General features: G+C 71.5%; 22 protein-coding genes and 2 tRNA genes. 16 read left to right on the top strand and 8 right to left on the bottom strand.

Annotation, left to right across the window (positions count from 1 at the left end):
* The first annotated feature begins 60 nt into the window (after nt 1–60).
* The 5 genes from OG627_RS10485 to OG627_RS10465 all read left to right on the top strand — a co-directional run bounded on the left by OG627_RS10485 (nt 61) and on the right by OG627_RS10465 (nt 5,987).
* On the top strand, nt 61–3,030 hold the full coding sequence (locus OG627_RS10485; protein WP_329072550.1) for a UPF0182 family membrane protein: 2,970 nt from the start codon (nt 61–63) through the stop codon (nt 3,028–3,030).
* Between the two features lie 42 nt (nt 3,031–3,072).
* Nucleotides 3,073–3,146 (top strand) — tRNA-Met (locus OG627_RS10480).
* Between the two features lie 194 nt (nt 3,147–3,340).
* Entirely contained in the window at nt 3,341–5,437 is a 2,097-nt protein-coding gene (locus OG627_RS10475) for a tetratricopeptide repeat protein (RefSeq protein WP_329063704.1), read from the top strand.
* Nucleotides 5,438–5,533: 96 nt separating this feature from the next.
* Nucleotides 5,534–5,839, top strand: coding sequence for a hypothetical protein (locus OG627_RS10470; protein ID WP_329063702.1), 306 nt, complete (start codon nt 5,534–5,536; stop codon nt 5,837–5,839).
* A 74-nt stretch (nt 5,840–5,913) separates the two neighbouring features.
* Nucleotides 5,914–5,987, top strand: a tRNA-Met gene (locus OG627_RS10465).
* A 204-nt stretch (nt 5,988–6,191) separates the two neighbouring features.
* Here the strand turns inward: OG627_RS10465 and OG627_RS10460 are convergent.
* Nucleotides 6,192–6,608 (bottom strand): Fur family transcriptional regulator, encoded by a 417-nt coding sequence (locus OG627_RS10460; protein WP_329063700.1) that lies wholly within the window; start codon nt 6,606–6,608, stop codon nt 6,192–6,194.
* A 127-nt stretch (nt 6,609–6,735) separates the two neighbouring features.
* On the opposite strand from OG627_RS10460, the gene OG627_RS10455 reads away from it, so the two are divergent.
* Nucleotides 6,736–8,205: a catalase gene (locus tag OG627_RS10455; RefSeq protein ID WP_329063698.1), complete on the top strand. Its 1,470-nt coding sequence runs from the start codon at nt 6,736–6,738 to the stop codon at nt 8,203–8,205.
* A gap of 133 nt (nt 8,206–8,338) precedes the next feature.
* On the opposite strand, the gene OG627_RS10450 is transcribed toward OG627_RS10455, so the two are convergent.
* Entirely contained in the window at nt 8,339–8,743 is a 405-nt protein-coding gene (locus OG627_RS10450) for a CBS domain-containing protein (protein ID WP_329063696.1), read from the bottom strand.
* A 103-nt stretch (nt 8,744–8,846) separates the two neighbouring features.
* Here OG627_RS10450 and OG627_RS10445 point away from each other — a divergent pair, with 103 nt between their 5' ends.
* The gene (locus OG627_RS10445; protein ID WP_329063695.1) at nt 8,847–8,984 is read left to right on the top strand and encodes a hypothetical protein; all 138 of its coding nucleotides are present in this window, start codon (nt 8,847–8,849) and stop codon (nt 8,982–8,984) included.
* Here OG627_RS10445 and hisN read toward each other — a convergent pair.
* The gene (gene hisN, locus OG627_RS10440; protein WP_329063693.1) at nt 8,978–9,778 is read right to left on the bottom strand and encodes a histidinol-phosphatase; all 801 of its coding nucleotides are present in this window, start codon (nt 9,776–9,778) and stop codon (nt 8,978–8,980) included. The two genes, OG627_RS10445 and hisN, sit on opposite strands and share 7 nt — an antisense overlap.
* Nucleotides 9,779–9,955: 177 nt before the next feature.
* Here hisN and OG627_RS10435 point away from each other — a divergent pair, with 177 nt between their 5' ends.
* Nucleotides 9,956–10,597, top strand: a complete 642-nt coding sequence (locus tag OG627_RS10435) for a TetR/AcrR family transcriptional regulator (protein ID WP_329063691.1) — start codon at nt 9,956–9,958, stop codon at nt 10,595–10,597.
* On the opposite strand, the gene OG627_RS10430 is transcribed toward OG627_RS10435, so the two are convergent.
* The 4 genes from OG627_RS10430 to OG627_RS10415 form a co-directional block, all read right to left on the bottom strand.
* A complete protein-coding gene (locus OG627_RS10430) occupies nt 10,563–10,886 on the bottom strand; it encodes a DMT family transporter (protein WP_329063689.1) in 324 nt (107 codons plus the stop codon). The two genes, OG627_RS10435 and OG627_RS10430, sit on opposite strands and share 35 nt — an antisense overlap.
* Before the next feature lie 131 nt (nt 10,887–11,017).
* On the bottom strand, nt 11,018–12,028 hold the full coding sequence (gene rsgA, locus OG627_RS10425) for a ribosome small subunit-dependent GTPase A (RefSeq protein ID WP_329063688.1): 1,011 nt from the start codon (nt 12,026–12,028) through the stop codon (nt 11,018–11,020).
* A 4-nt stretch (nt 12,029–12,032) separates the two neighbouring features.
* The gene (aroA, locus tag OG627_RS10420; protein ID WP_329063686.1) at nt 12,033–13,391 is read right to left on the bottom strand and encodes a 3-phosphoshikimate 1-carboxyvinyltransferase; all 1,359 of its coding nucleotides are present in this window, start codon (nt 13,389–13,391) and stop codon (nt 12,033–12,035) included.
* An 84-nt stretch (nt 13,392–13,475) separates the two neighbouring features.
* The gene (locus tag OG627_RS10415; RefSeq protein WP_443073447.1) at nt 13,476–14,198 is read right to left on the bottom strand and encodes a M50 family metallopeptidase; all 723 of its coding nucleotides are present in this window, start codon (nt 14,196–14,198) and stop codon (nt 13,476–13,478) included.
* Nucleotides 14,199–14,436: 238 nt separating this feature from the next.
* On the opposite strand from OG627_RS10415, the gene OG627_RS10410 reads away from it, so the two are divergent.
* The 8 genes from OG627_RS10410 (at nt 14,437) to def (ending at nt 22,050) form a co-directional block, all read left to right on the top strand.
* Nucleotides 14,437–15,252 carry an SOS response-associated peptidase gene (locus OG627_RS10410; protein WP_329063683.1) on the top strand — a complete coding sequence of 272 codons (816 nt, stop codon included), beginning with the start codon at nt 14,437–14,439 and terminating at the stop codon, nt 15,250–15,252.
* Between the two features lie 22 nt (nt 15,253–15,274).
* Nucleotides 15,275–15,940 (top strand): alpha/beta hydrolase family protein, encoded by a 666-nt coding sequence (locus OG627_RS10405; protein WP_443073446.1) that lies wholly within the window; start codon nt 15,275–15,277, stop codon nt 15,938–15,940.
* A 249-nt stretch (nt 15,941–16,189) separates the two neighbouring features.
* The gene (locus OG627_RS10400) at nt 16,190–16,849 is read left to right on the top strand and encodes a sigma-70 family RNA polymerase sigma factor (protein WP_329063680.1); all 660 of its coding nucleotides are present in this window, start codon (nt 16,190–16,192) and stop codon (nt 16,847–16,849) included.
* Entirely contained in the window at nt 16,846–17,202 is a 357-nt protein-coding gene (gene rsrA / locus OG627_RS10395; RefSeq protein WP_329063678.1) for a mycothiol system anti-sigma-R factor, read from the top strand. Before OG627_RS10400 ends, rsrA begins: the two co-directional genes overlap by 4 nt.
* Nucleotides 17,203–17,340: 138 nt before the next feature.
* Nucleotides 17,341–18,810 (top strand): HD-GYP domain-containing protein, encoded by a 1,470-nt coding sequence (locus tag OG627_RS10390; protein WP_329063676.1) that lies wholly within the window; start codon nt 17,341–17,343, stop codon nt 18,808–18,810.
* Nucleotides 18,807–20,096, top strand: coding sequence for an HD-GYP domain-containing protein (locus OG627_RS10385; protein ID WP_329063674.1), 1,290 nt, complete (start codon nt 18,807–18,809; stop codon nt 20,094–20,096). The genes OG627_RS10390 and OG627_RS10385 overlap by 4 nt, the downstream gene beginning before the upstream one ends.
* A gap of 111 nt (nt 20,097–20,207) precedes the next feature.
* Nucleotides 20,208–21,212 (top strand): tetratricopeptide repeat protein, encoded by a 1,005-nt coding sequence (locus OG627_RS10380; RefSeq protein ID WP_329063672.1) that lies wholly within the window; start codon nt 20,208–20,210, stop codon nt 21,210–21,212.
* Between the two features lie 181 nt (nt 21,213–21,393).
* On the top strand, nt 21,394–22,050 hold the full coding sequence (def, locus tag OG627_RS10375) for a peptide deformylase (protein ID WP_329063671.1): 657 nt from the start codon (nt 21,394–21,396) through the stop codon (nt 22,048–22,050).
* Here the strand turns inward: def and OG627_RS10370 are convergent.
* Nucleotides 22,026–24,182, bottom strand: coding sequence for a transglycosylase domain-containing protein (locus tag OG627_RS10370; protein ID WP_329063669.1), 2,157 nt, complete (start codon nt 24,180–24,182; stop codon nt 22,026–22,028). The two genes, def and OG627_RS10370, sit on opposite strands and share 25 nt — an antisense overlap.
* Nucleotides 24,183–24,288: the final 106 nt, after the last annotated feature.

Below are 24,288 nucleotides of genomic sequence, written 5' to 3'. Positions count from 1 at the left end.
CCGAATTACCCGCTGAATCACACGACCGCGAACTTCGAGGTGCGCACGTTGGCTTTCCAGATGCCGGACCGCGGCGGAGGCCCGACAGGGCCACGGATCAGAGTGGGCCGGCCATCCCGTCGGGCCCGGACCCTGCTCATGACTTTGGGCGTGCTGGCCGTACTGGCCATGCTGTTCATCATGTTCGCGGGGTTCTGGACCGACTGGCTCTGGTACCGCTCGGTGAAGTACTCATCCGTTTTCACCACCACTCTCTGGACCAAGATCGGTCTGTTCGCGGTCTTCGGGCTGCTGATGGCCGCTGCCGTCGGGGTGAACATCTGGCTGGCGCACCGGCTCAGGCCGCCGCTGAGCGCGATGTCCATGGAGCAGCAGAACCTCGACCGCTACCGGATGGGCATCGCCCCGTACAAGAAGTGGGTGCTGCTGGCGATCACCGCCCTGATCGGGCTGATCTCCGGAGCCTCCGCCGCCGGTCAGTGGCGCACCTGGCTGATGTGGGTGAACGGGGTGCCCTTCGGGCAGAAGGACCCCCAGTTCAAGATGGACGTGTCGTTCTACGCGTTCGATCTGCCCTGGTACCGCTTCATGCTGGCCTTCGGCTTCGCGGCGGCCGTGCTGTCGCTGATCGCCGCCGCGGTGACCCACTATCTGTACGGAGGGCTGCGCGTCACCAGCCCGGGAGCGCGCGCGACGGCCGCGGCCACCGGGCATCTCTCGGTGCTGCTGGGCGTCTTCGTCTCGTTCAAGGCCGTGGCGTACTGGCTCGACCGGTACGGCCTGGCCGTGAAGTCCAGCGACTTCAAGGCGGCGGGCAACTGGACCGGTCTGCGGTACGTCGACGCCAACGCCTATCTCCCGGCCAAGACGATCCTCTTCTGCATCGCCGTCATCTGCGCCGTGCTGTTCTTCGCGACGCTGTGGCGCCGCACCTGGCAGCTGCCCATGATCGGCTTCGGTCTGATGGTGCTGTCGGCGATCCTCATCGGCGGCCTGTACCCCGGCATCGTGCAGAAGTTCCAGGTCCAGCCGAACGAGCAGGCCAAGGAAGCGCCGTACATCAAGAAGAACATCGACGCCACGCGTGAGGCGTACGGCATCAACACCGCCGATGTGCAGGACTACGGCGGCAAGGGTGACCCGGCGAAGAAGGCCGAGCAGCGCAAGGCCGCCGACTCGGCGGCCAGCTACCGGCTGGTCGACCCCAATGTGGTCTCGCCCGCGTTCCAGCAGCTTCAGCAGGAGCGTAAGTACTACCAGTTCCCCGCCACGCTGGACGTCGACCGGTACAAGGACGCCGACGGAAAGCCGCAGGACACGGTGGTCGGTCTGCGCGAGCTGAACATCACGGGTATCCCGAAGCGCAACTGGATCAACGATCACTTCACCTACACACACGGGTACGGAATGATCGCCTCGAAGGGCACCAACACGGTGACCGACGAGAACGAGGGCACCGTGGGCGCTCCCGACTTCACGGAGTCCGGCCTGCCGACGACCGGACAGATCGCCGGCAAGTACGAGCAGCGCATCTACTACGGCGAGAAGACCGAGCAGTACTCGATCGTCGGTGGTCCGCAGAAGGAGCTGGACTACGAGAAGAACGGCGAGCGGACGACGAGCTACAAGGGCAACAGCGGCGTCGACCTCTCCAACCCGCTGAACCGCGCGGCGTACGCCGTGGCGTTCAGCGAGCCGCAGATGGTCTACTCCGGCGCCATCGGCGAGGGCTCGCGGATTCTCTACAACCGCACGCCCAAGGACCGCGTCGAGGCCGTCGCGCCCTGGCTGACCATCGACGGCGACGCCTACCCGGCCGTGGTCGACGGCCGCATCCAGTGGATCGTCGACACGTACACGACGACCAACGGTTACCCGTACGCCTCGCGTACGACCCTGGGCGACACGACGGCGGACTCGCTGACCGACAGCCAGCGCGCGGTCGTCGCGCAGCAGAACCAGGTCAACTACATCCGCAACTCGGTGAAGGCGACCGTCGACGCGTACGACGGCACGGTCAAGCTGTACCAGTGGGACACCGAGGACCCGGTCCTCAAGACCTGGATGAAGGCGTTCCCCGGCACGGTGCAGCCCAAGAGCTCCATCGACGCCGACCTGATGGCCCATCTGCGCTACCCGCAGGACATGTTCAAGGTGCAGCGTGAACTGCTGACCCGCTACCACGTCACGGACGCCGCGCAGTTCTACAGCGGCAGTGACGCGTGGCAGGTGCCGGACGACCCGACCACCAAGGAGAGCAACTCCGTCCCGCCGTACTACCTCAGCCTGAAGATGCCGGGGCAGGACGACCAGAAGTTCTCCCTGACGACCACCTTCACGCCCAACGGGCGCCCCAACCTGGGGGCGTTCATGGCGGTGGACGCGGATGCCACGAGCAGTGACTACGGCAAGATCAGAGTCCTGAGAGTGACCTCCACGGTCCAAGGCCCACAGCAGGTACAGAGTGAGCTGAACGGTGTGCCGGAGGTCGCGGAGTTCGTCAGGAACCTGAGAGGCACCGACTCGGACATCGAGTACGGCAACCTGCTCACGGTGCCGCTCGACGGAGGCTTCCTGTACATCGAGCCGGTGTACGCGCGAGGCGGCAGCGCCAACTATCCGCTGCTGAAGAAGGTGGCCGTCTCCTATGGAGGCAAGCCGGTCTTCAAGGACAGCCTTCCGGAGGCGCTGAACGCGGTGTTCGGTGCCGAGAGCGAAGAGCAGCCGACGAAGCCGCCCACCGGAGACACCACCAAACCGCCGGCCACCGGCGAAAAGGCGCTCCAACAGGCCATCTCGGACGCCCAGAAGGCGTACGAGGAGGGTGAGTCGGCGCTGAAGAAGCAGGACTGGACGGCGTACGGCAAGGCCCAGAAGGACCTTCAGGACGCTCTCCAGCGCGCCGCTGACGCCGACTCGGGCGGTGGCTCGGGGTCGAGTTCCGGCTCCGGTTCCAAGTCCGGCTCGGACTCCGGCGCGGACGCCGACTCCGGCTCGGATTCGGGCTCGGGGAGCGGCGACAGCAGCTGAGCGGGCTCCACTCCGCGCCGTGGTACGGTTGGGACACAACGGCGCGGGGTGGAGCAGCTCGGTAGCTCGCTGGGCTCATAACCCAGAGGTCGCAGGTTCAAATCCTGTCCCCGCTACTTGAAGGCAAGGGCCCGGATCCTTTAAGGATCCGGGCCCTTGCTATGTGTCCGACCCGAACTGCGTTTCAGGTCGGACGAGTTGGGCCCGTGCGTGTTTGACTTGTCTCTCTGTGGGCATGTCGACAAAACGCTGAAGTGACCTTGATTGGTCGCGGTATACCAGCTGTACGCGCGTGGCAGGTGGTGCGACGATGGAAAATATGGGGGATAGGGCAACTCTGTTGGAGACAGGGCGGTTTGTGCGGCGACACGAAGAGGGCGCTGAGAGCGCTGCCGGCACCGCCGGCCCGGAAGACACCGCCGACGCCGAGGCGCGCCACCGGCGTGCCGCCGACGCCGGCGATACCGCGTCGATGAGTGTCCTCGGCGCACTGCTGCTGCGCCGTGGCGATCTCGACGCCGCCGAGCCGTACCTGCGGGCGGCCACCGCCGAGGGCGAGCGCGCCGCCGCCAACAACCTCGGCGTCCTGCTGTACCAGCGCGGCTACGTGGACGAGGCCTCCGGCTGGTGGCGCATCGCCGCCGTCGCCGGATCCGCGCCGGCCGCCCACGCGCTGGGCCGGCACTACCGGGAGCTGGGCGACGAGCCCGCCGCCGAGTACTGGCTGCGCCAGTCCGCCGAGCAGGGCCACGCCCTCGGCGCTTACGCCCTCGCCGACCTGCTGGAGCACCGCAGCGACGTCGGGGCCGAGCGCTGGCTGCGCGCCGCCGCCGAACAGGGCCACCGCGAGGCCGCCTACCGGCTGGCCCGCGCGCTGGAGCGGCGGGCCCGTGAGACGGCGCGCACCGGCGCCGACGTGGTCTACAGCAGCGGTACGGGACCGCCGACATCGGGCCGTATCCGGCTGAGGCCGCAGCCGGTCCGGCCCATGGACACCGGTACGGGCTTCAGCACCGGCACGACGTTCGGCACCGGTACGGGCACCGGCTTCAGCACGGGCACGGGCTTCGGTGCGGGCACGGGCTTCAGCACGGGCACGGGCTTCGGTGCGGGCACCGGCACCGGCTTCCCGACGGGCACCGGCGGCAGGGCGGCCGGTGGAGGGGCGACGGCGGCCGGTGCGGCCACCGGGTCCGCGCTGATCGCCGAAGCCGCCCAGTGGTACCGCCAGGCCGCCGCACGGGGCCACCGCAGGGCCGCGCTGTACCTCGGCGCGATCCTGGAGAAGCGCGGCGACCTCAAGGAGGCCGGCCGCTGGTACCTGTCCTCCGCCAAGGACGGCGAGTCCCGGGCCGCCTGCGCCCTCGGCTTCCTGCTGCGCGACGCGGGCGACGAGGAGAGCGCCGCCGTCTGGTGGCTGCGGGCCGCGCAGGAGGGCGACGGGAACGCCGCCAACGCCCTCGGCGCCCTGCACGCCGCGCGCGGCGAACAGCAGACGGCCGAGCGCTGGTACCGGGCCGCGATGGACGCGGGCGACGTCAACGGCGCCTACAACCTCGGGCTGCTCTGCACCGCCCAGGACCGTACGGCCCAGGCCGAGCAGTGGTACCGGCGCGCCGCCTACGCGGGCCACCGGGAAGCGGCCAACGCCCTCGCCGTCCTGCTGCTCCAGGCCGACGACCCGACGGGTGCCGAGCCCTGGTTCTCCAAGGCGGCGGAGGCGGGCAGCGTGGACGCCGCGTTCAACCTGGGGATTCTGTACGCGGGGCGGGACGACGACGCCACGGCCCTGGTCTGGTACGAGCGTGCCGCCGCGGCCGGCCACACCGAGGCGGCCCTCCAGGTCGGCATCGCCTGCCTGCGGGACGGCGACGACCGGTCGGCCGAGCGGTATCTGCGCTGCGCGGCGGGCGGCGGCAGCGCCGAGGCCGCCTTCCGGCTGGCGACCGTGCTCGACTCGCGCCAGCCGCCGCCCGGACCGCCCGCGCTCGGCGAGCCGCGCACGGCGAAGAGCGAGTGCGAGCAGTGGTACGAGCGCGCCGCCGAGCAGGGGCACCGCCGTGCCCAGGTGCGGGTCGGCATGCTGGCCGCCGCGCGCGGGGACAACGGCGACGCCGCCCGCTGGTACCGGGAGGCCGCGGAGGCGGGCAGCCGCAACGGCGCCTTCAACCTCGGGCTGCTGCTCGCGCGGGAGGGCGGCGAGCGGGAGGCCGCCCTGTGGTGGACCCGCGCCGCCCAGGCCGGTCACGGCAGGGCCGCGCTGCGGCTGGCGCTGCTGGCCGCCCGCAGGGGCGAGCTGACCGAGGGTCAGCGCTGGTGCGCGCGCGCCGTGGAGCTGGGTCCCGCCGAGGTCGCGGAGCGGGCGGCCCGGCTGCGCGAGGCGCTGCACCAGGAGCTGACCGCCTGACCGCGCCGGCCGGTCCGGCGGGTCGGTGCTGGTCCTGGGGGCCACCGGCACCGTGGGGCAGCTCGCCGTCCAGGGGGCCGCGCCACCGAGCAGGCCATGCCCGCGCCGCTGAAGGCCCGTACCGACCGTTCGAAGCCACTGGCCTGGATCGAGATCGGCTCCGTGGCCGGCCGGGAGATCACCTTGCCCTCGTCCGTACTGCGCGCCGCGAATCTGAACCTCATGGGCAGCGGCCAGGGTTCCGTGACCGCCGCCGGCATCCTCGCCGAACTGTCCTCCCTCGTCGCGGAGATCACCTCGGGCGCCGTGGCGGTGGACCCGCTGCCCATGCCGCTGGACCGGGTCGAGCGGGCCTGGAGCACGCCGACGGCTCCTGGCCGGCGCATCGTCCTGACCCCCTGAAGCGCCGGTGGTCCCACCCCCTCTCTCATGGATTTGCGCTGGTCGGCGGCGCGACGTAATGTTGCGTTCAGCGGCGCGGGGTGGAGCAGCTCGGTAGCTCGCTGGGCTCATAACCCAGAGGTCGCAGGTTCAAATCCTGTCCCCGCTACTGAAACCGAAGGCCCGGATCTCGTAAGAGATCCGGGCCTTCGGCATGTGCGCGACGTTCGCCGGTGTGCGCCAGGACATGCGTGCGTGGTGCCGGGAAACGCAGAATGCGCCGGTGCGGTACGCACCGGCGCATTCTGCGCGGGATGTTCTGTGGAAGTCGGGAGTGCCGCTGGCGCGGACGCGTTACGCGGACGTGCGGTCCTTACGCGGACGTGCAGTTCGGACAGGTGCCCCGGTAGGTCACCTCGACGCCCGAGATCGTGAAGCCGAAGCGCTCACCCTCGGGCAGGTCCGCCAGTGGGTCGCCCGCCGGGTGGACATCGCGGATGGCGCCGCACTGGGCGCAGACCAGGTGATGGTGCGGCCGGTGCGCGTTCGGGTCGTAGCGCTTGGCGCGGCGGTCCGTGGAGACCTCGATGACCTCGCCGAGCGTGACCATCTCGCCCAGGGTGTTGTAGACGGTGGCCCGAGAGATCTCCGGAAGCCTGGCGACGGCGCGTGCGTGCACCTCGTCGGCCGTCAGATGTACGTGGTCCCCGTCGAGGACCTCGGCCACCACGCGCCGCTGAGACGTCATGCGCCAGCCGCGTCCGCGAAGTCGTTCCAACAGGTCACTCATGGGGGCCAGCCTAACAGTGAAGGGACCCAGGTCCCGAACCAGTGCGACTTTGGATGTTTGCTTGACTTGGACTTAGTCCATTGTAGGATCGAGATCGGCAATCGCCAAGGGACAGGAATCGCAGTAAATGACGCTGGAGGCGCACGTGACGCAGGGACCGCTCACCACGGAGGCCGGAGCGCCGGTCGCCGACAACCAGAACAGCGAGACCGCGGGCGCCGGTGGTCCCGTTCTGGTGCAGGACCAGGCACTGCTGGAGAAGCTGGCGCACTTCAACCGTGAGCGCATTCCGGAGCGCATCGTGCACGCCCGGGGCGCCGGCGCGTACGGCACCTTCACGCTGACCCGTGACGTCTCCGAGTGGACCCGGGCGAAGTTCCTCTCCGAGGTCGGCAAACAGACCGAGACGTTCCTGCGCTTCTCCACCGTGGCGGGCAACCTCGGCTCGGCCGACGCGGTGCGCGACCCCCGCGGCTTCGCGCTGAAGTTCTACACCGAAGAGGGCAACTACGACCTCGTCGGCAACAACACCCCGGTGTTCTTCATCAAGGACGCCATCAAGTTCCCCGACTTCATCCACACCCAGAAGCGAGACCCGTACACCGGCTCGCAGGAGGCGGACAACGTCTGGGACTTCTGGGGTCTGTCGCCCGAGTCCACCCACCAGGTGACCTGGCTGTTCAGCGACCGCGGCATCCCGGCGACGCTGCGCCACATGAACGGGTACGGCTCGCACACGTACCAGTGGAACAACGAGGCCGGCGAGGTCTTCTGGATCAAGTACCACTTCAAGACCGACCAGGGCATCAAGAACCTCGCCCAGGCCGACGCCGACAAGCTCGCCGGTGAGGACCCCGACTCCCACCAGCGCGACCTGCGCGAGGCCATCGAGCGCGGTGACTTCCCGTCCTGGACGGTGCAGATCCAGGTCATGCCGGCGGCCGACGCGGCGACCTACCGCTTCAACCCGTTCGACCTGACCAAGGTCTGGCCGCACGCGGACTACCCGCCGATCGAGATCGGCAAGCTGGAGCTGAACCGGAACCCGGAGAACATCTTCGCCGAGGTCGAGCAGTCGATCTTCTCGCCGGCCCACTTCGTGCCCGGCATCGGCCCGTCCCCGGACAAGATGCTCCAGGGCCGCCTCTTCGCCTACGGCGACGCCCACCGCTACCGCGTCGGCATCAACGCCGACCACCTGCCGGTGAACCGTCCGCACGCCACCGAGGCGCGGACGAACAGCCGGGACGGCTTCCTGTACGACGGCCGTCACAAGGGCGCGAAGAACTACGAGCCGAACAGCTTCGGCGGTCCCTTCCAGACGGACCGGCCGCTGTGGCAGTCCGTCCCGGTCACGGGCGGCACGGGCAACCACGAGGCCCCGAGCCACTCCGAGGACAGTGACTTCGTCCAGGCGGGCAACCTCTACCGCCTGCTGTCCGAGGACGAGAAGGCCCGGCTGGTCGACAACCTCGCCGGGTTCATCTCGAAGGTCTCGCGCGACGACATCGCCGAGCGCGCGGTGAACAACTTCCGCCAGGCGGACGGTGACTTCGGCAAGCGACTGGATGCCGCCGTCCAGGCCCTGCGCGGCTGACGGTCCAGCCGAGACGGAAGGGGCCGGGTCCTTGACGGGATCCGGCCCTTTTCGCCGTTCTCGCGCGCGGCGGCGCGGGGCTCGGGCGCGGGCTCCGGTGCGGGGCTCCGGTGCGGGGTCGCCCGCGGCTGGCTCAGGCGCCCGTCAGTACGGCGGCCTCCCGCCGGGCGGGTGCCCAGCAGCGGATGATGTCGCGTACGGAGACGATGCCGACGGGCTCCCGGTCGTCGAGGACGATCAGGTGCCGGAAGCCGCCGGTCGTCATGGCCGCCGCGGCCTCCTCCAGCGTCCAGGCCGGCGCCGCGAAGACCACGGCGTTGGTGGTGTGGGAGCAGGCCGTCTCCGTATCGGGGCTCTGGCCCGCACCGAGCGAGTTGAGGATGTCCCGCTCGGTGAGAATGCCGATGCCGCAGTGGTCGGTGTCGAGGACGACGGCGGCACCGACGCGGCGCGCCGACATCAGCCGGGCCGCCTGGCGGAGCGTATGCGTGGGGCCGATGGTCAGAACCACCGAACTCATGGCGTCACGGACGAGCATGGGGTGGAGCCACCTCCTAGGTGAACCGTTCGCGAAGCGTTGTGAGGGGTTTCGAGAAACGATTCACAAGTTCACAAGTGGGGGGACTCTCAGGGTGGCACTCTTGAGCGCGGTCAGCAAGGGTCGCTGGGAGCGGGCGCGGGGCGTGCGCGAATCCGACAAACGCCCCGGCTCGGCCGCGCCGCCCGCCGCCGGCCGGGCGCGCGACCCGCTGCCGCCGGGGCGCGCGCACCGTCAGTAGCGCTGGTTCAGATAGCCGAGCAGCTCCTCGTGCAGTACCCCGTTCGACGCCGCCGCGTTGCCGCTGTGCGGCCCGGGACGCCCGTCGAGACCGGTGAAGCTGCCGCCCGCCTCCTGGACGACGATCGCGGGCGCCGCCATGTCCCACAGCGACAGCTCGGGCTCGGCGCAGATGTCCACCGAGCCCTCGGCGACCATCATGTACGGCCAGAAGTCGCCGTAGCCCCGGGTGCGCCAGCAGGCCCGGGTCAGATCCAGGAAGCCGTCGAGCCGCCCCTGCTCCTCCCAGCCGCTCAGCGAGGAGTACGCGAACGACGCGTCCCGCACCCGCGAGACGTTCGAGACGCGCAGCGGGGACGCCGAGGTCAGGCTGCGCCCGGTGTACGCGCCGCCGCCCTTCGCCGCCCACCAGCGCCGGCCGAGCGCCGGCGCCGAGACCACGCCGACGACCGGCTCGTAACCGCCCTCCGCGGCCACCATCAGCGAGATCAGCGTCGCCCAGACCGGCACGCCGCGTACGTAGTTCTTGGTGCCGTCGATCGGGTCCACGACCCAGCGGCGCGGGCCCGTCCCCTCGACGCCGTACTCCTCGCCCAGGATCGCGTCGCGCGGCCGTGCCCGCTTGAGATTGCTCCGGATCAGCTCCTCGGCGGCCTTGTCGGCCTCGCTCACCGGGGTCATGTCCGGTTTGGTCTCGACCTTGAGATCCAGCGCCTTGAACCGGTCCATGGTCACGGCGTCGGCGGCGTCCGCCAGGACATGGGCGAGACGCAGGTCATCGTGGTAATCGGGCATGGGCGTCACAGTATCCACCGGGCGCCCCGCCCGGCCACGGGGTCCGCTCCGTGGGAAGCGGGTGATCCGGCGAGAAGCGGTCGACGGTCTTGACAGACAGCGACGACCCGTCAACTCTGAGCGCATATTCGAGCCCGACCCGACCTCACCTGCCCCGGCCCGGCCCCGGAGACAACGATGCCATCAGCGCGCGAAGCCCTGCTCGACGCCGCCCTCTCGGCCCTCGACGAGCTGCCCTGGTCCACGGTCAGGATGGTCGACGTGGCGTCGGCCGCCGGTCTCTCCAGGCAGACCCTGTACAACGAATTCGGCAGCAAGGACGGGCTGGCCCGCGCGTTACTGCGGCGCGAGGCCGACCGCTATCTGCACGGTGTGGAACGGCTGCTGCGGGAGCGGGTGGACGCCGCCGACCGGCTGGTGTCCGTCGCCGAGTGGACGGTCGGGGAGGGCAGGGCCCGGCCGCTGCTGCGCGCGCTGCTGACCGGCTGCTGGGGGCCGTGGCTGCCCGAACCCCGGCCCGTACGGCCCTCGGCGTCCCCGTCCGTCGTCCCGGCCCAGCGCCGCGCCGACGCAGGACCGCCCGCCGCCACGGAGCTGGTCGCGCTGGTACGGGACCGATCGGCGGCGGCGCTCGACCGCAGCCGCATCGATCAGGGCCGCGCCGAGCTGCTGCACCGCTGCGAGCTGGCCGTGCGCCTCGCGCTCGCCCACCTCGTCGCCCCCGGCGGGGACTCCGTGGGACCGCTGGTCCGCACGGCCGTCACCGCCGTGCCGTCCGCGCTGCTCAGTGCGCCGAGCCCGAGAGCTGGAGTCCGATGACCCCGACGATCACCAGCGAGATGGAGACCAGTTTGAGTACGGAGACGATGTCGCCGAGGAAGATCATCCCGTAGATCGCGGTGCCCGCCGCGCCGATGCCCGTCCACACCGCGTACGCGGGGCCGACGTCGAGCTTGCGCAGCGCCAGCGTCAGCAGCCCGAAGCTGCCGAGCGCGAAGGCGGCGAAGGCGATCGTCGGCCACAGCCGGGTGAACCCGTGGGAGAGCTTGAGACAGACGGCGAAACCCGTCTCCAGGATTCCGGCGACCACAACCAGCAGCCACGCCATCGTCAAGGCCTCCCCGTGTCGGTGACTCCTGGTCCGGGACCCCCGGTCCGGTTCGTCCGGCTCCAGGGGTCTGGTCCTGCCTGGTGTGATTATGGCTTTACCAGTGCGTGGTGATCGCAAACGTACGCGACTCAGTCGCCCTCGCGTCGCTCCCGCGTGGCGAGAAGTCGCCGCAGCGAGTACAGCCGCGCCGGTTCGGCGTGGCCCTCGGCCACCCACGCGTCGAGCGCGCAGTCCGGCTCGTCGTGGCTGCACGCGCGCGGGCAGCCCTCCGTGCCCGGCACCAGGTCGGGAAAGGCGAGGATGACCCGGGACGGATCGACGTGGTGCAGCCCGAAGGAGCGGATGCCGGGCGTGTCGATCACCCAGCCCTCCGCCTTCGCCAGCGGCAGCGCGAGCGCCGAGGTGGTGGTGTGCCTGCCCCGCCCCGTGACCGCGTTGACGCTGCCGGTGATGCGGTGCCGGTCGTCCGGTACGAGCGCGTTGACCAGGGTCGTCTTGCCGACGCCCGAGTGGCCGACGAACGCCGTGACCCGGCCGTCCAGATACTCGCGCACGAGATCCGCCGCATGGCCGCTCACCAGCTCGTCGCGGCGGGTGACGACATAGCGGATGCCGAGCGTCCGGTACGTCTCCAGCAGCTCGTCCGCCGACGCCAGGTCCGACTTGGTCAGCACCAGCAGCGGTTCGAGCCCCGCGTCGAACGCCGCGACCAGACAGCGGTCGATCAGCCGGGGGCGCGGCTCGGGGTCGGCGAGTGCCGTGACGATCGCCAGCTGGTCGGCGTTGGCGACGACCACGCGCTCGTACGGATCGTCGTCGTCCGCCGTGCGCCGGAGCACCGAGCGGCGCTTCTCGATCCGTACGATCCGCGCCAGCGTGTCCTTCTTGCCGGACAGATCGCCCACGAGGAAGACCTGGTCACCCACGACGGCGGCCTTGCGGCCCAGCTCGCGCGCCTTCATCGCGAGGACGACCCGGTCGTCGACGAGGCAGGTCAGCCGGCCCCGGTCGACGGTGAGGACCATGCCCTCGGCCGCGTCCTCGTGCTTGGGCCTGATGTTCGTCCGCGGGCGGTTGCCCTTGGGGTTGGGGCGGGTGCGGATGTCGTCCTCGTCCGGGTTCTTGCCGTAGCGCCGCATCGCGTCAGGCTCCCGATCCCGCTCCCGCGAGCATGTCCGTCCACATCCGCGTGAAATCGGGGAGGGTCTTGGCGGTCGTGCCGACGTTCTCGATCTCCACCCCCTTCACCACCAGGCCGATGATCGAACCGGCCGTGGCCATGCGGTGGTCCTCGTACGTGTGGAACACGCCGCCGTGCAGCGGGCGCGGGCGGATGTGCAGTCCGTCGGCGGTCTCGGTGACATCGCCGCCCAGCTCGTTGATCTCCTTGGTGAGCGCGGCCAGCCGGTCGGTCTCGTGCAGCCGCAGATGGGCGACGCCGCGCAGGGTCGAGGGCGAGTCCGCGAGCGCGGCGACGGCCGCGATCCCGGGCGTCAGCTCCCCGACCTCGCTCAGATCGAGGTCGACGCCGTGGATCCGGCCGGTGCCCGTGAAGGTGAGGCTGGTGGACTCGGCGGTCTCGGTGAACTCGCAGACACCGCCCATGGCGGTGAAGATCTCGCGCAGCGCGTCACCCGGCTGGGTGGTCCTGACCGGCCAGTCGGGGACGGTCACCCGGCCGCCGGTGACCAGCGCCGCCGCCAGGAACGGCTGGGCGTTGGAGAGATCGGGCTCCACGGTCAGATCGCGGCCGAGCAGCGCGCCGCTGGAGACCCGCCAGACATTGGGCTCACCGCCGGTCTCCGGCTCGTCCACCTGGGCGCCGACCCCGCGCAGCATGTCGACCGTCATCCGGATGTGCGGCATGGAGGGCAGTACGGAGCCGGTGTGCCGCACCTCCACGCCCTGGTTGAAGCGCGCGCCCGACAGCAGCAGCGCCGAGACGAACTGGGAGGACGCGGAGGCGTCGATCTCCACCGGACCGCCGTCCAGCGCGCCACCGCCGTGCACGGTCAGCGGGAGGGATCCCCGGCCGTCGTCGTCGATCCGGGCGCCGAGGACGCGCAGCGCGTCGATGACGCTGTGCAGCGGACGTTCGTACGAGCGCGGGTCGCCGTCGAACCGCACCGGGCCGTCGGCCAGCGTCGCCACGGGCGGCAGGAAGCGCATCACCGTACCGGCGTTGCCGACATCGACCGTGACCGGGCCGTGCAGCCCCGAGGGGATCACCCGCCACGCCTCGCCGGTGGCGCCGTCGCCGGTGGAGCTGGACGAGACGGTCTCCTCGATGCCGACGCCCATGGCCCGCAGCGCCTCGGCCATCAGCAGGGTGTCGCGCGAGCGCAGCGGGCGGCGCAGCCAGCCGGGCTCGGCGGCCAGCGCGGCGAGGACCAGACCGCGGTTGGTGACCGATTTGGATCCGGGCACGGTGACCGTCGCTTCGACGGCCCCGCTCGCGTAGGGGGCGGGCCAGAGGGCGGAGTGCGTGGGACTTTCGGTCATGGCCAACACTTTAGTGGTTCCTGACGAGCCCCGATCCTGTTCAAATGCACTGAAACCGGGGCGTAATCGCAAGGTGATAAGGGGCTACACGTCCAGCAGCCAGCGCCCGCCGCCGATGAGCGAGCAGAGCGACACGGCGTGGAAGAACAGCAGCCACACCAGGGGCGGCGTGTGCGTCAGCCGCCCCAGCTGGTCCGCGTCCGAGTCCCCGGCGCCGCCCCGGCCGCGCTTGGACTGAAGCTCGAACGCCGGGCGTACGCCCCCCAGCAGCAGGAACCACACGGCGGTGTACGCGAACGCCGACTGGACCTCGGGACCGGTCAGCCAGGATATGAGCAGGAACGCCGCCCCGGTCAGGACCACGGTGAGCGCGCCGTACGCGTTGCGGATCATCACCAGCATCGCCAGCAGCAGCGCCGTGGCCAGCCACAGCAGCAGGGTGATGCGGTGCGCGGAGAGCAGCCACGCCCCGCCGAGCCCGAGCAGCGGCGGGGCCGTGTAGCCGGCCGCCGCGGTGAGGATCATGCCGATGCCGGTGGGCCTGCCGCGGCTGACGGTCAGCCCCGAGGTGTCCGAGTGCAGCCGGATCCCGTCCAGCCGGCGCCCGGTGACCAGGGCTATGAGCCCGTGGCCGCCCTCGTGCGCGATGGTGATCGCGTTACGGGAGAGCCGCCAGAGCGCGTGCGGTACGACGGCGACGAGCGCGACGGCCGCCGTCACGATCACCAGCCACTGGTCGGGCGCGGGCTGACTGCCGAAGACGCGATCCCAGAGATCGCCGAGCGAGGCGGGGTCGATGCTGGCCATTTCTCCGGGGCTCCTCAACTGGGTGTGCGTCGTGGCAGTCTGGCACTCATACGCGGTACGGGTGAAAGACGCTCACCCGCCGCCGGCCGTTCCGGCGGGGCGGGGACGCACAGGTGGTTCACAGGCGACGACGTCGTGCGGACAGCCCTTCCGGGCGAGCGGAACGGTCCCGGACCCGGTGAATTAGGCTTGTCGGCGGTACCAAGGGAGTTGATGGGGCCGAGGGGGCTGTAGGGGAATGTGCGGACGGTACGCGGCGAGCCGGCGGCCCGAGGACCTTCAGGGGGTCTTCGGTATCGAGAAGTGGGAGCCGGCCGAGACCCTCGCCCCCGACTGGAACGTGGCGCCCACCAAAGAGGTCTACGCCGTTCTGGAGCGCCCTCTCAAAGAGGCGCCCGATCCCCGGCCCGTCCGGCAACTGCGGCGGCTCAGGTGGGGACTGGTGCCGTCCTGGGCGAAGACCCCCGAGGGCGCGGCGCGCATGATCAACGCGCGGTCGGAGACCGTGCACGAGAAGCCCTCGTTCCGGCGGGCGTTCGCCGCGCGGCGCTGCATCCTGCCGGCCGACGGGTACTACGAGTGGGTCACCGGCTCCGACGAACGGCAGCTGGAGGAGCAGGGGAAGAAGAAGCGCTCGCGCAAGCAGCCGTACTTCGTCACCCCCGCCGACGGCTCGGTGATGGCGCTGGCCGGGGTGTACGAGTTCTGGCGGGACCCGACGCTGCCGCCCGACCATCCGGCCGCCTGGTGGGCGACCTGCTCGGTCCTCACCACCGAGGCCGAGACCACGCCGCTCGGGGTCGCCCCGGCCGAGGGGCCCGGGGCGCTGGCCGACATCCACCCCCGGATGCCGCTGATGCTGACGCCGGAGCGCTGGGACGCCTGGCTCGACCCGGCCCGTACCGACCCGGAGGAGCTGCGGAGCCTGCTCGCGCCGCCGCCGGCCGGGCTGATGCGGGCGTATCCGGTGGCGACGGCCGTCAGCAATGTCCGCAACAACGGTCCCGAGCTGCTGGAAGAGCTTGCCGCGCCCGAGGAGAGCACGCTCTTCTGAAGATCCCTCCCCGGGCGGCAGGATGGGCCGGGTGACCACAGACACCCAGACCGTCGACACCCCCGCCGGGGACGCCAGGATCACCTGGCACCGCGCCGGGAGCCCCCGTCTCGTCCTCGCCCTCGGGCACGGCGCCGGGGGCGGCATCGAGGCGCGCGACCTGCGCGCGCTGGCCGGCGCGCTGCCCGCGCTCGGCGTCACCGTCGCCCTGGTGGAGCAGCCCTGGCGGGTGGCGGGAAAGAAGGTCGCGCCCGCGCCGAAGACCCTCGACACGGCCTGGCGGGCGCTGTGGCCCGCGCTCGCCTCGGACGGGCCGCCGGTCGTCGCGGGCGGGCGCAGCGCCGGGGCGCGCGTGGCCTGCCGCACGGCGCGTGAGCTGGGCGCGCGCGCCGTGCTCGCGCTGAGCTTCCCGCTGCACCCGCCGGGCAGGCCCGAGAAGTCCCGGGCCGCCGAGCTGCTGGAGACCGGCGTCCCCGCCCTGGTCGTGCAGGGCGGGAACGACCCCTTCGGGAAGCCGTCCGCTTACCCGGACCCGGCGGCCGGGAGCGTCCCGTACGAGCTGGTCGAGATCCCGTACGGCGACCACGGTTTCGCCGTACCGAAACGGGCGCCGTACACGCGGGACGAGGCGCTGGAGCTGATCACCCGGTCGGCGGCGGCCTGGCTGGGCGGGCTCCGGGAATGTTGAGCACGGTGTCCCTGTTGTCAAGGGCACACCGGTTACATCGCGCATCGAGAGGGAGTCCGTCGTATGGGTTCGACCATCTGCCCGCGCCGTTCAGACGCCACTGACCTGGAGTGGACCGTCCTTTCCGCGGCCAAGACCGGCGCCGGCCGGGCGGTCGGCGGAGCGGACCGACAGGCCCCGTCGCGACAAGGTCGACTATTCTCCGATTCGAGTGGGTCCGCATTCGGATCCGCCACAGCGTTGGAGGAGGTGGGTCCGGTCACAGGGACCGACGGAGCGACCGACGACGGCCGGATCGAGGAGACCACCGCCGAGCGCAATGCCCGGTTCGAGCGGGACGCGCTGGGCTACCTCGATCAGATGTACTCGGCCGCGCTGCGCATGACGCGCAATCCGGCCGACGCCGAGGACCTCGTGCAGGAGACCTATGCCAAGGCGTACGCCTCCTTCCACCAGTTCCGCGAAGGGACCAACCTCAAGGCGTGGATGTACCGCATCCTCACCAACACCTTCATCAACTCGTACCGCAAGAAGCAGCGTGAACCCCAGCGCAGCGCCGCCGAGGAGATCGAGGACTGGCAGCTGGCGCGCGCGGAGTCGCACATGTCGACGGGCCTGCGCTCGGCCGAGTCCCAGGCGCTGGACCACCTTCCGGACTCGGATGTGAAGTCCGCGCTCCAGGCGATTCCCGAAGAGTTCCGCATCGCCGTGTATCTCGCCGACGTCGAGGGCTTTGCCTACAAGGAGATCGCGGACATCATGGGGACACCCATCGGCACGGTGATGTCACGACTCCACCGCGGCCGCCGCCAGCTGCGCGGCATGCTGGAGGACTACGCCCGTGACCGCGGGCTCGTCCCGGCGGGTGTCGGAGAGTCGTCGGATGATCGGAAAGGTTCGGACTCATGAGCTGCGGAGAGCCGCATGAGACGGATTGCGCCGAGGTCCTCGACCACCTCTACGAGTTCCTCGACCACGAGATGCCCGACAGCGACTGCACCAAGTTCGAGGTGCACTTCGAGGAGTGCTCCCCGTGCCTGGAGAAGTACGGCCTTGAGCAGGCCGTGAAGAAGCTGGTCAAGCGGTGCTGCGGATCGGACGACGTACCGGCCGACCTGCGCTCCAAGGTCATGGGCAGGATCGATCTCATCAGGTCCGGGCAGGCCGTGCCCGACCACGATGTGGGCACCGCGCCCGAGGCGCCGGCGCACCACGAGGTGTCACCCGCGGGCGCCGACCTCCCCGGCCTGGCCAAGGAATAAGGTCCGCACGCCGTCCCGTACAGCCTGATAGCACCCTTGTCACTCGAAGGTGCTAATCACCTCCATTCGGCCGATCATCGCCCCCCAACTCGCTAGCCTGACGCTCTGTTCGGGCCGGTCCGAGGGGGGCGAGGACGCGTGAGGGCGATACCGGGTGCGGCACACGCGTACATCCTGTGCGTCGCGCTGTGCGCGGCCGCCTGCGTGTATCCCGCGCCGCACGGCTCCACCCCGTGGCGGGCGGTCGCGCTGCTGGCGGCGGTCTACGCCTTCTGCGAGCTGCCCGCCCGCTGCCGCCTCCTGGGCCGGTCGGTGAGCGGCTCCGTACCGGTCGCCGCCGGGTCGTTCTTCCCCGTGCTCATCGCCGCCGCGCTGCTGCTGCCGCCCGCCGCCGCCGCGCTGGTGGCCGTGCCGGGCGCGCTGTGCGGCCGGGTCGAGCGCCGGCCGAGGACCGCGCGGCGGATCTGGCGCGCGGCGCAGCTCGCCGTCGCCACCTGGGCGGCGGCGCGGGCGCAGGTGGTCTTCGGCGGTCCCGTCGCGCTCGGCGGCGGCGGATACGGGCTCACCGTGCCCGACTTCCCGTACGTCCTGCTGCCCGCGGGCGCCGCGGCCCTCACCTTCTGCCTGGTGCTGTGCGCCCTGGACGGCGGCATCCTCGTCACCGCCGAGCGGCTGCCCGCGCGCACCGCCTGGCGCGGACTGCTGTCCCGCTCGCTCGCCCCGCACGGCGCGCACGGGCTGGCCGGGCTGATGATGGCGGTCCTGTGGCGCAGCCCTTACGGACCGGTCTCGGCGCTCCTCGTCCTGCTGCCCATGTACATCTCCTGCTGGGTCTTCGCCCAGTACCACCGCGAGCGCGCCGCCCACCAGGCCACCATCAGGGCGCTGGTCCAGGCCGTCGACATCAAGGACACCTACACCCGGGGACACAGCGAGCGGGTCGGCCACGCCTCCGTGCTGATCGCGCGGGAGATGGGCATGGAGCGGGAGCGGATCGAGACGCTCCGCTTCGCCGGGATCCTGCACGACGTCGGCAAGCTCGGCGTCCCGACCCGGGTGCTGCGCAAGGACGGGCCACTGACCCCGGAGGAACGGCGGGTGATCGAGCTGCATCCCGAGTACGGGCACGAGATGGTGCGGGGCATCGGCTTCCTGGGCGAGGCCCGCTCGGCGATCCTGCACCACCACGAACGGCTGGACGGCAGCGGCTATCCGTACGGGCTGGCCGGGGACCGGATCCCCGAGTTCGCCCGGGTGGTGGCCGTGGCCGACGCGTTCGACGCGATGACCTCCACCCGCTCGTACCGGCGCGGGCGGCCGGTGCCCGCCGCCGTGGCGGAGCTGGAACGGTGCGCGGGGACGCAGTTCGACCCCGAGATGGTGCGGGCGCTGGCGCGCGCCCTCGACCGGCACGGCTGGCGCACCGCGGTCACGGCGGACGAGGCACGGACGCCGCCCCAGGGCCACGCGCCCGCCCCGGAAGCCGCCCCCGCCGACTCGCCCCCCGACCCCGCACCGGCACCCCGGCCCCCGGCCGCGGCGCGCGGAAACGTCCCTCCTGCCAGGACCGGCACACCGGGCCGCGCCTCCCGGGGCGGTCCGCGATGACGGCGGCCACCCTCGGGACCGCCGCCGCGCGCCGCCACCCCGTCCCCCTCACCGTCCTCGGCGTCTACGGCGCGGCCGCGCTGCTGACCCTCGCCGGGCTCGGCTCCACCCTCTGGAACGGGCTCGCCGAGCCCCGTATCGCCCTCGCCTTCGGCGTACTCGTCGCCGTCGGGGAACTGGCACGCTGGGGCGCCGTGCCCGGCGAGCGCGAGCCCGCGCCGCTCGCCGCCGCCGGGGCACTGGGCTACGCGCTGCTCGGCGAGAACGCCGGACAGCAGACCCACCACGGCGTCCTCCAGACCGTCACCGTCGTCCTGGCGGCGGCCCTCGCCGGGGCCGTCCCCCATGTCGCCAGAGGAGCCGGGCCCGCCCTGGACCACCTGGTCAGACGCGTCCTCACCACCGGATTCGCGGCCGTCTGCTTCCAGCCGCTCTACAACGCCGGCGAACTGCGCCACCAGCTCGGAGCGGGCCCCGGCTACGCCCTGCTCCTCCTGCTGCTGCTCGTGCTCACCGCGCTCTGCGACGCCGTACTGACCGCCCTGATCCTGCGCGCCCGCACCCGTCACCCCTTCGGGCCGCTGCTGCGCGACGAACTGCGGGCGCTGCTGCACATCGGCTCCGCCGTGTGCGCGACCGGCGCCGTCATCGCGCTCGGCGTCGCGGTCGCCGGCCTGTGGGCACTGCCGGTCTTCTGCGTACCGCTGCTGCTCACCCAGCTCTCCTTCCGCCGCTACGCCGCCGTGCGCACCACCTACCGGCAGACCATCGCCTCCCTCGCGCGCGCCACCGAGATCGCCGGATACACCCCGCACGGGCATGCCCGCCGCGTCGCGGAGCTGAGCTGCGCCGTGGGCCGTGAGCTGGGGCTCTCCGGCCCCGAACTGACCGTTCTGGAGTACGCCGCCCTCATGCACGACATCGGCCAGCTCTCCCTGGTGGACCCGGTCCCCGACGGCGCCACGGCCCTGCTGCCGATGGCCGAGCAGCGGCGCATCGCCCTGCTCGGCGGCGCGGTGGTCCGGCAGACCGGGGTGCCGTCCGCCGTCGCGACCGTCGTGGAACGGCAGGCCGACCCGTACCGGGAGCAGCCCATGTCCGCCCGGATTGTCCGCGCCGTGAACGCGTACGACGACCTGGTCGGGGAATGTGCCAGTGCGAGCGGACCGCTCAGCGCCCTGGAGCGGCTGCGCCTCGGCACGGCGTACGACTACCAGCCCGAGGTGGTGGAATCCCTCGCGCGCGTCCTGTCCAGGAGCCGCCCGGTGCCTGGTCGGAAGGGGTAACCCATGGGTAATGAGCGGGCGCCCGACCGAGCATGGTTGGATGCGAAGCAGAGGGTGTCGAAGAACAGGGTGTCCGGGGGCACTGACCCGAGCGACCGGCAGGCGGGAATCGTGAGGATCTTCGGGAAGGTACGGCATCGGCCCTCCGCCTCGTGGCGGCAGGCCACCGACCGCGCGTTCACGCTGATCGGTGACGGCCGGTACGACGACGCGGGCGCGCTGCTGACGCGCGCGGCGGATCTGGAACCCTGGCTCTCCGAGTCCTGGTTCAATCTGGCGCTGCTGCACAAGTTCCGGCACGACTGGGAGCAGGCCCGCGCCGCGGGACTGCGGGCCGTCGCGCTGCTCGACAAGGAGACCGGCGCCCCCGACTGGTGGAACGTCGGGATCGCCGCCACCGCGCTCCAGGACTGGCCGCTGGCCCGCCGTGCCTGGCAGGCGTACGGGCTGCGGGTGCCGGGCAATCCGCACACGGCCGAGGCCAACGGCGAACCGGACGGCATGGAGCTGGGCAGCGCCGCCGTCCGGCTCTCGCCCGAGGGCGAGGCCGAGGTCGTCTGGGGCCGCAGGCTCGACCCGGCCAGGATCGAGGTCCTGTCCATCCCGCTGCCGTCCTCCGGGCGGCGCTGGGGCGAGGTCGTCCTGCACGACGGCGTACCCAACGGCGAGCGGACCACCTCGGCGGGCCCGGACGGCGCCACCCGCGCGTACCCCGTCTTCGACGAGATCGAGCTGTGGGCCCCCTCGCCCGTGCCCACCTGGGTGGTGCTGCTGGAGGCGGCGACCGAGGCGGACCGGGACGCCCTGGAGCGGCTGGCTGCCGACGCCGGATTCGCCGCCGAGGACTGGTCCTCGTCCGTACGGCTGCTGTGCCGCGCCTGCTCGGAGAGCCGGATGCCGAGCGCCGAGGGCGACGGCGAGCACCTCGACCCGCACGACCACAGCGAGCCGGGCCACCCCGGGCCGCTCGGCCACCGCACGGCCGGTGAGCTGTGGGCGCCGGAGCGCGAGTGCGGCATCGCGGCCCCGCCCGGACTGGTGCGCGGGCTGCTGGACGGCTGGGTCGCCGACAGCCCGGACACCCGGGAGTGGCGCGACCTGGAAGAGGTCTGCTGAGAGATTCCGGGGCAGGGACCGGGGCAGGGACCGGGGGAGTGCCGCGGGACTGCGCGGGCGAGCGCCCGGCGGACTGCCGCCGAACGGCTCCCGGGCCCGGATGCTGCGCATAGGCTGTACGGGCACATCGCACGGATCGTGCAGGCAGCACATCGGGTACCGAGGAAGGCGTACTGCGGACATGGCGCAGCAGGAGACGGACCAGCGGATCGACAACGGGACCTCGGTGGCGGAACCGGGCGACGGGTTCGTCGTGGACACGGAGGACGCCGAGGCGCGCGAGCTGGCGTACCGGGAGCGCGGCACGTCCCGCCCGATCACCGTCGTCGGGAACCCGGTGCTCCACAAGGAGTGCCAGGACGTCACGGAGTTCGGTGACGAACTGGCCGCGCTGATCGACGACATGTTCGCCAGCCAGCGCACGGCCGAGGGCGTGGGCCTGGCCGCCAACCAGATCGGGGTGGACCGCAAGGTCTTCATCTACGACTGCCCGGACGACGACGGGGTGCGCCACGTCGGCGTCGTCTGCAACCCGGTGCTGGAGGAGCTGCCGCCGGGGGAGCGGGTACTGGACGACTCCAACGAGGGCTGCCTGTCGGTGCCGACGGCGTACGCGTCGCTGGCGCGCCCCGACTACGCGGTGGTGCGCGGCCAGGACGCGCAGGGCAATCCGATCAAGGTGCGCGGCACGGGCTACTTCGCCCGCTGCCTCCAGCACGAGACGGACCACCTGTACGGCTACCTCTACATCGACCGGCTCTCGAAGCGCGACCGCAAGGACGCGCTGCGGCAGATGGAGGAGAACACCCCGCGCTACGAGGTCGTCCCCAACGACTGAGAGCCGGCGGCCTGATTCCCCTCGCCCCGGCCCCCCTGGCCCTGGCCCTCATCGCCCTGATTCTCTTCGCCCTGGTTCCCGGCGGTCCCTGAGCTGTCCGCCGGGAACAGGTCCTCGGGCGGTGACACGGGTGCCACCGGGACCGGGGTGAACGAGTCCGGCGCCACCGTGAGCTGGTAGTCGCTCCAGATCCGCGGCGGGAAGACCGTGCCCTGCTCCGAGTCGTCGCCGCCCACCCCCGCCATGTCGAGCAGCCCCGCGCTCTCCGGCTCCGTACGGAACATGGTGACCGAGGTGGACAGCTCCTTGGTCGCGCCGATGAACCAGGCCGACTTCATCCCGTCGTCAGCGCCGGTCCTGCCCGCCCAGACCGGGGCGCCGAACCACTGGTCGCGGGTGGGGCCCAGCGTGCTCGTCCCCACCCGCTGGAGCGCCTCGCCGACCTCCAGGGCCACCGCGGGGTCCATCGCGCGCCGCGCCTGCGGCGGCTCGAAGCCGCTGAGCACGGCGCCGTCGCGCTCCACCCGCGTCACCGAGTACGGCTCCCGGCCGGTGCCGTCGCCCGCGAAGGCCGTGTACGCGCTGGCCAGCCGGACCGCGCTGGGCGTGGAGGTGCCGACCGGGAAGGACGGATCCAGCTGGGCCATGCTGTCCTCGCGCAGCCCGGTCGCGACCGCCATGTCCTTGACCTTGTCGAGGCCGACGTTCTCGCCCGCCGCGACGAAGGCGTCGTTCCCGGAGCCCACCAGCGACTCGTTCAGCCCCGGCGAGGAGGGCACCCCGGAGAGGTCCGCGGGGACGAAGCCGAGCCCGCCGTACTCCAGCGCGGCGGCGTACACGAACGGCTTGAACGCCGAACCGGCCGGGACGCTGGAGGTGTCGGCGTTGTTGGTGAAGTGTGTGACGGCGTCCTCGCCGCCGTAGACCGCGACGACCGCCCCGTCCCCCGACCGTACCGAAGCCGCTCCGACCTGCACGTTCCGATCGCTCTCGCGGGTCTCGGGGGCCAGGTTCTGGCGCCGTATCCGGTCGACCGAGTCGGCCAGCGCGAAGACCTTGTCCTTCTCGAACGTGGTGAAGACGCGCAGCCCGCCGTCGGCGAGGTCCTGGTCGGTGATGCCGGAGCGGTTCTTGAGGTACTTGTTGGCGATGTCGACGAGATAACCGATCTGCCCGGCCTGGCTGTTGGGCTTGACGGGCTGCTTCGGCTCGGGGAACCGCGTGTAGCCGGCCCGCTCGGCGGCGCTCATCGCGCCCGTCTCGACCTCACGGTCCAGGATGTAGTTCCAGCGCCGCTCGGCCCGCTCGTGGTGGGAGGGGCTGAGGGACGGGTCGAGGGTGTCCGCGCCCTTCAGGATCGCGCTGAGCAGGGCGGCCTGACTGGGATTCAGATCCTTCGCCGAAATCCCGTAGTACGCCTGCGCGGCGGCCTGGATGCCGTACGAATCACGCCCGAACCAGCTGGTGTTGAGATACCCCTCCAGGATCTCCGCCTTGGAGCGCTGCTGGCTGATCTTCAACGACAGGAAGAACTCCCTTGCCTTCCTGCTCAGGGTCTGGTCCTGGCTGAGGTAGGCGTTCTTCACGTACTGCTGGGTGATGGTCGAACCGCCCTGGATCTCCTCGCCCTTGACCATATTGAGCCCGGCGCGCACGATGCCCCGGTACGAGACGCCCGAGTCCGTGTAGAAGTCGGCGTTCTCCGCGGCCACCACGGCGCGCTGCACGGAGACCGGGATCTGCGCGAGGCGCACCTCCTGCCGGTTCACATCGCCGACGCTGACCATGCGCGTTCCGTCGGCCCAGTAGTAGACGGTGGCCTGGCGGCGGGCCACGTCGTGCTCGGCCGGTATCTCGATGTTCGCGTAGACGAAGGCGAACAGCCCCGCCAGCGCGGCGCAGGAGAGCAGGGCGCTCCCCGCGAGCAGCCGCCACGAGGGAACCCAGCGCCGCCAGCCCCGCCGGCCGGCCCGGGGAAAGTCGACGCGCCGCCCGCCTCTGCCGTCCCTGGGGTCCGCGCCGGCCGGGCCCGTGTTCATGCCCATGCCCATACCCATGCCCACGCCCGGGTGGGGCCAGTCGGCGGCGGACTGTGCGGTGCGGCGCGCGTGGGGTGTGCGGGGCGGCTTCATCAGCGCGGACCTCTCTCCTCAGTCATGAGAGCGGTACGGATTGACGGGGTTCGGTGTTCAATGTTCCGGTACCCGACCGGAGTCGTGACCCGGGCGGCATCTCCCG

Origin of the sequence: Streptomyces sp. NBC_01429, assembly GCF_036231945.1 — a bacterium.
Taxonomy (GTDB): Bacteria; Actinomycetota; Actinomycetes; order Streptomycetales; family Streptomycetaceae; genus Streptomyces.
The sequence above is the reverse complement of the archived record's forward strand: the minus strand, read 5'-3'. Positions and strand labels throughout refer to the sequence as shown.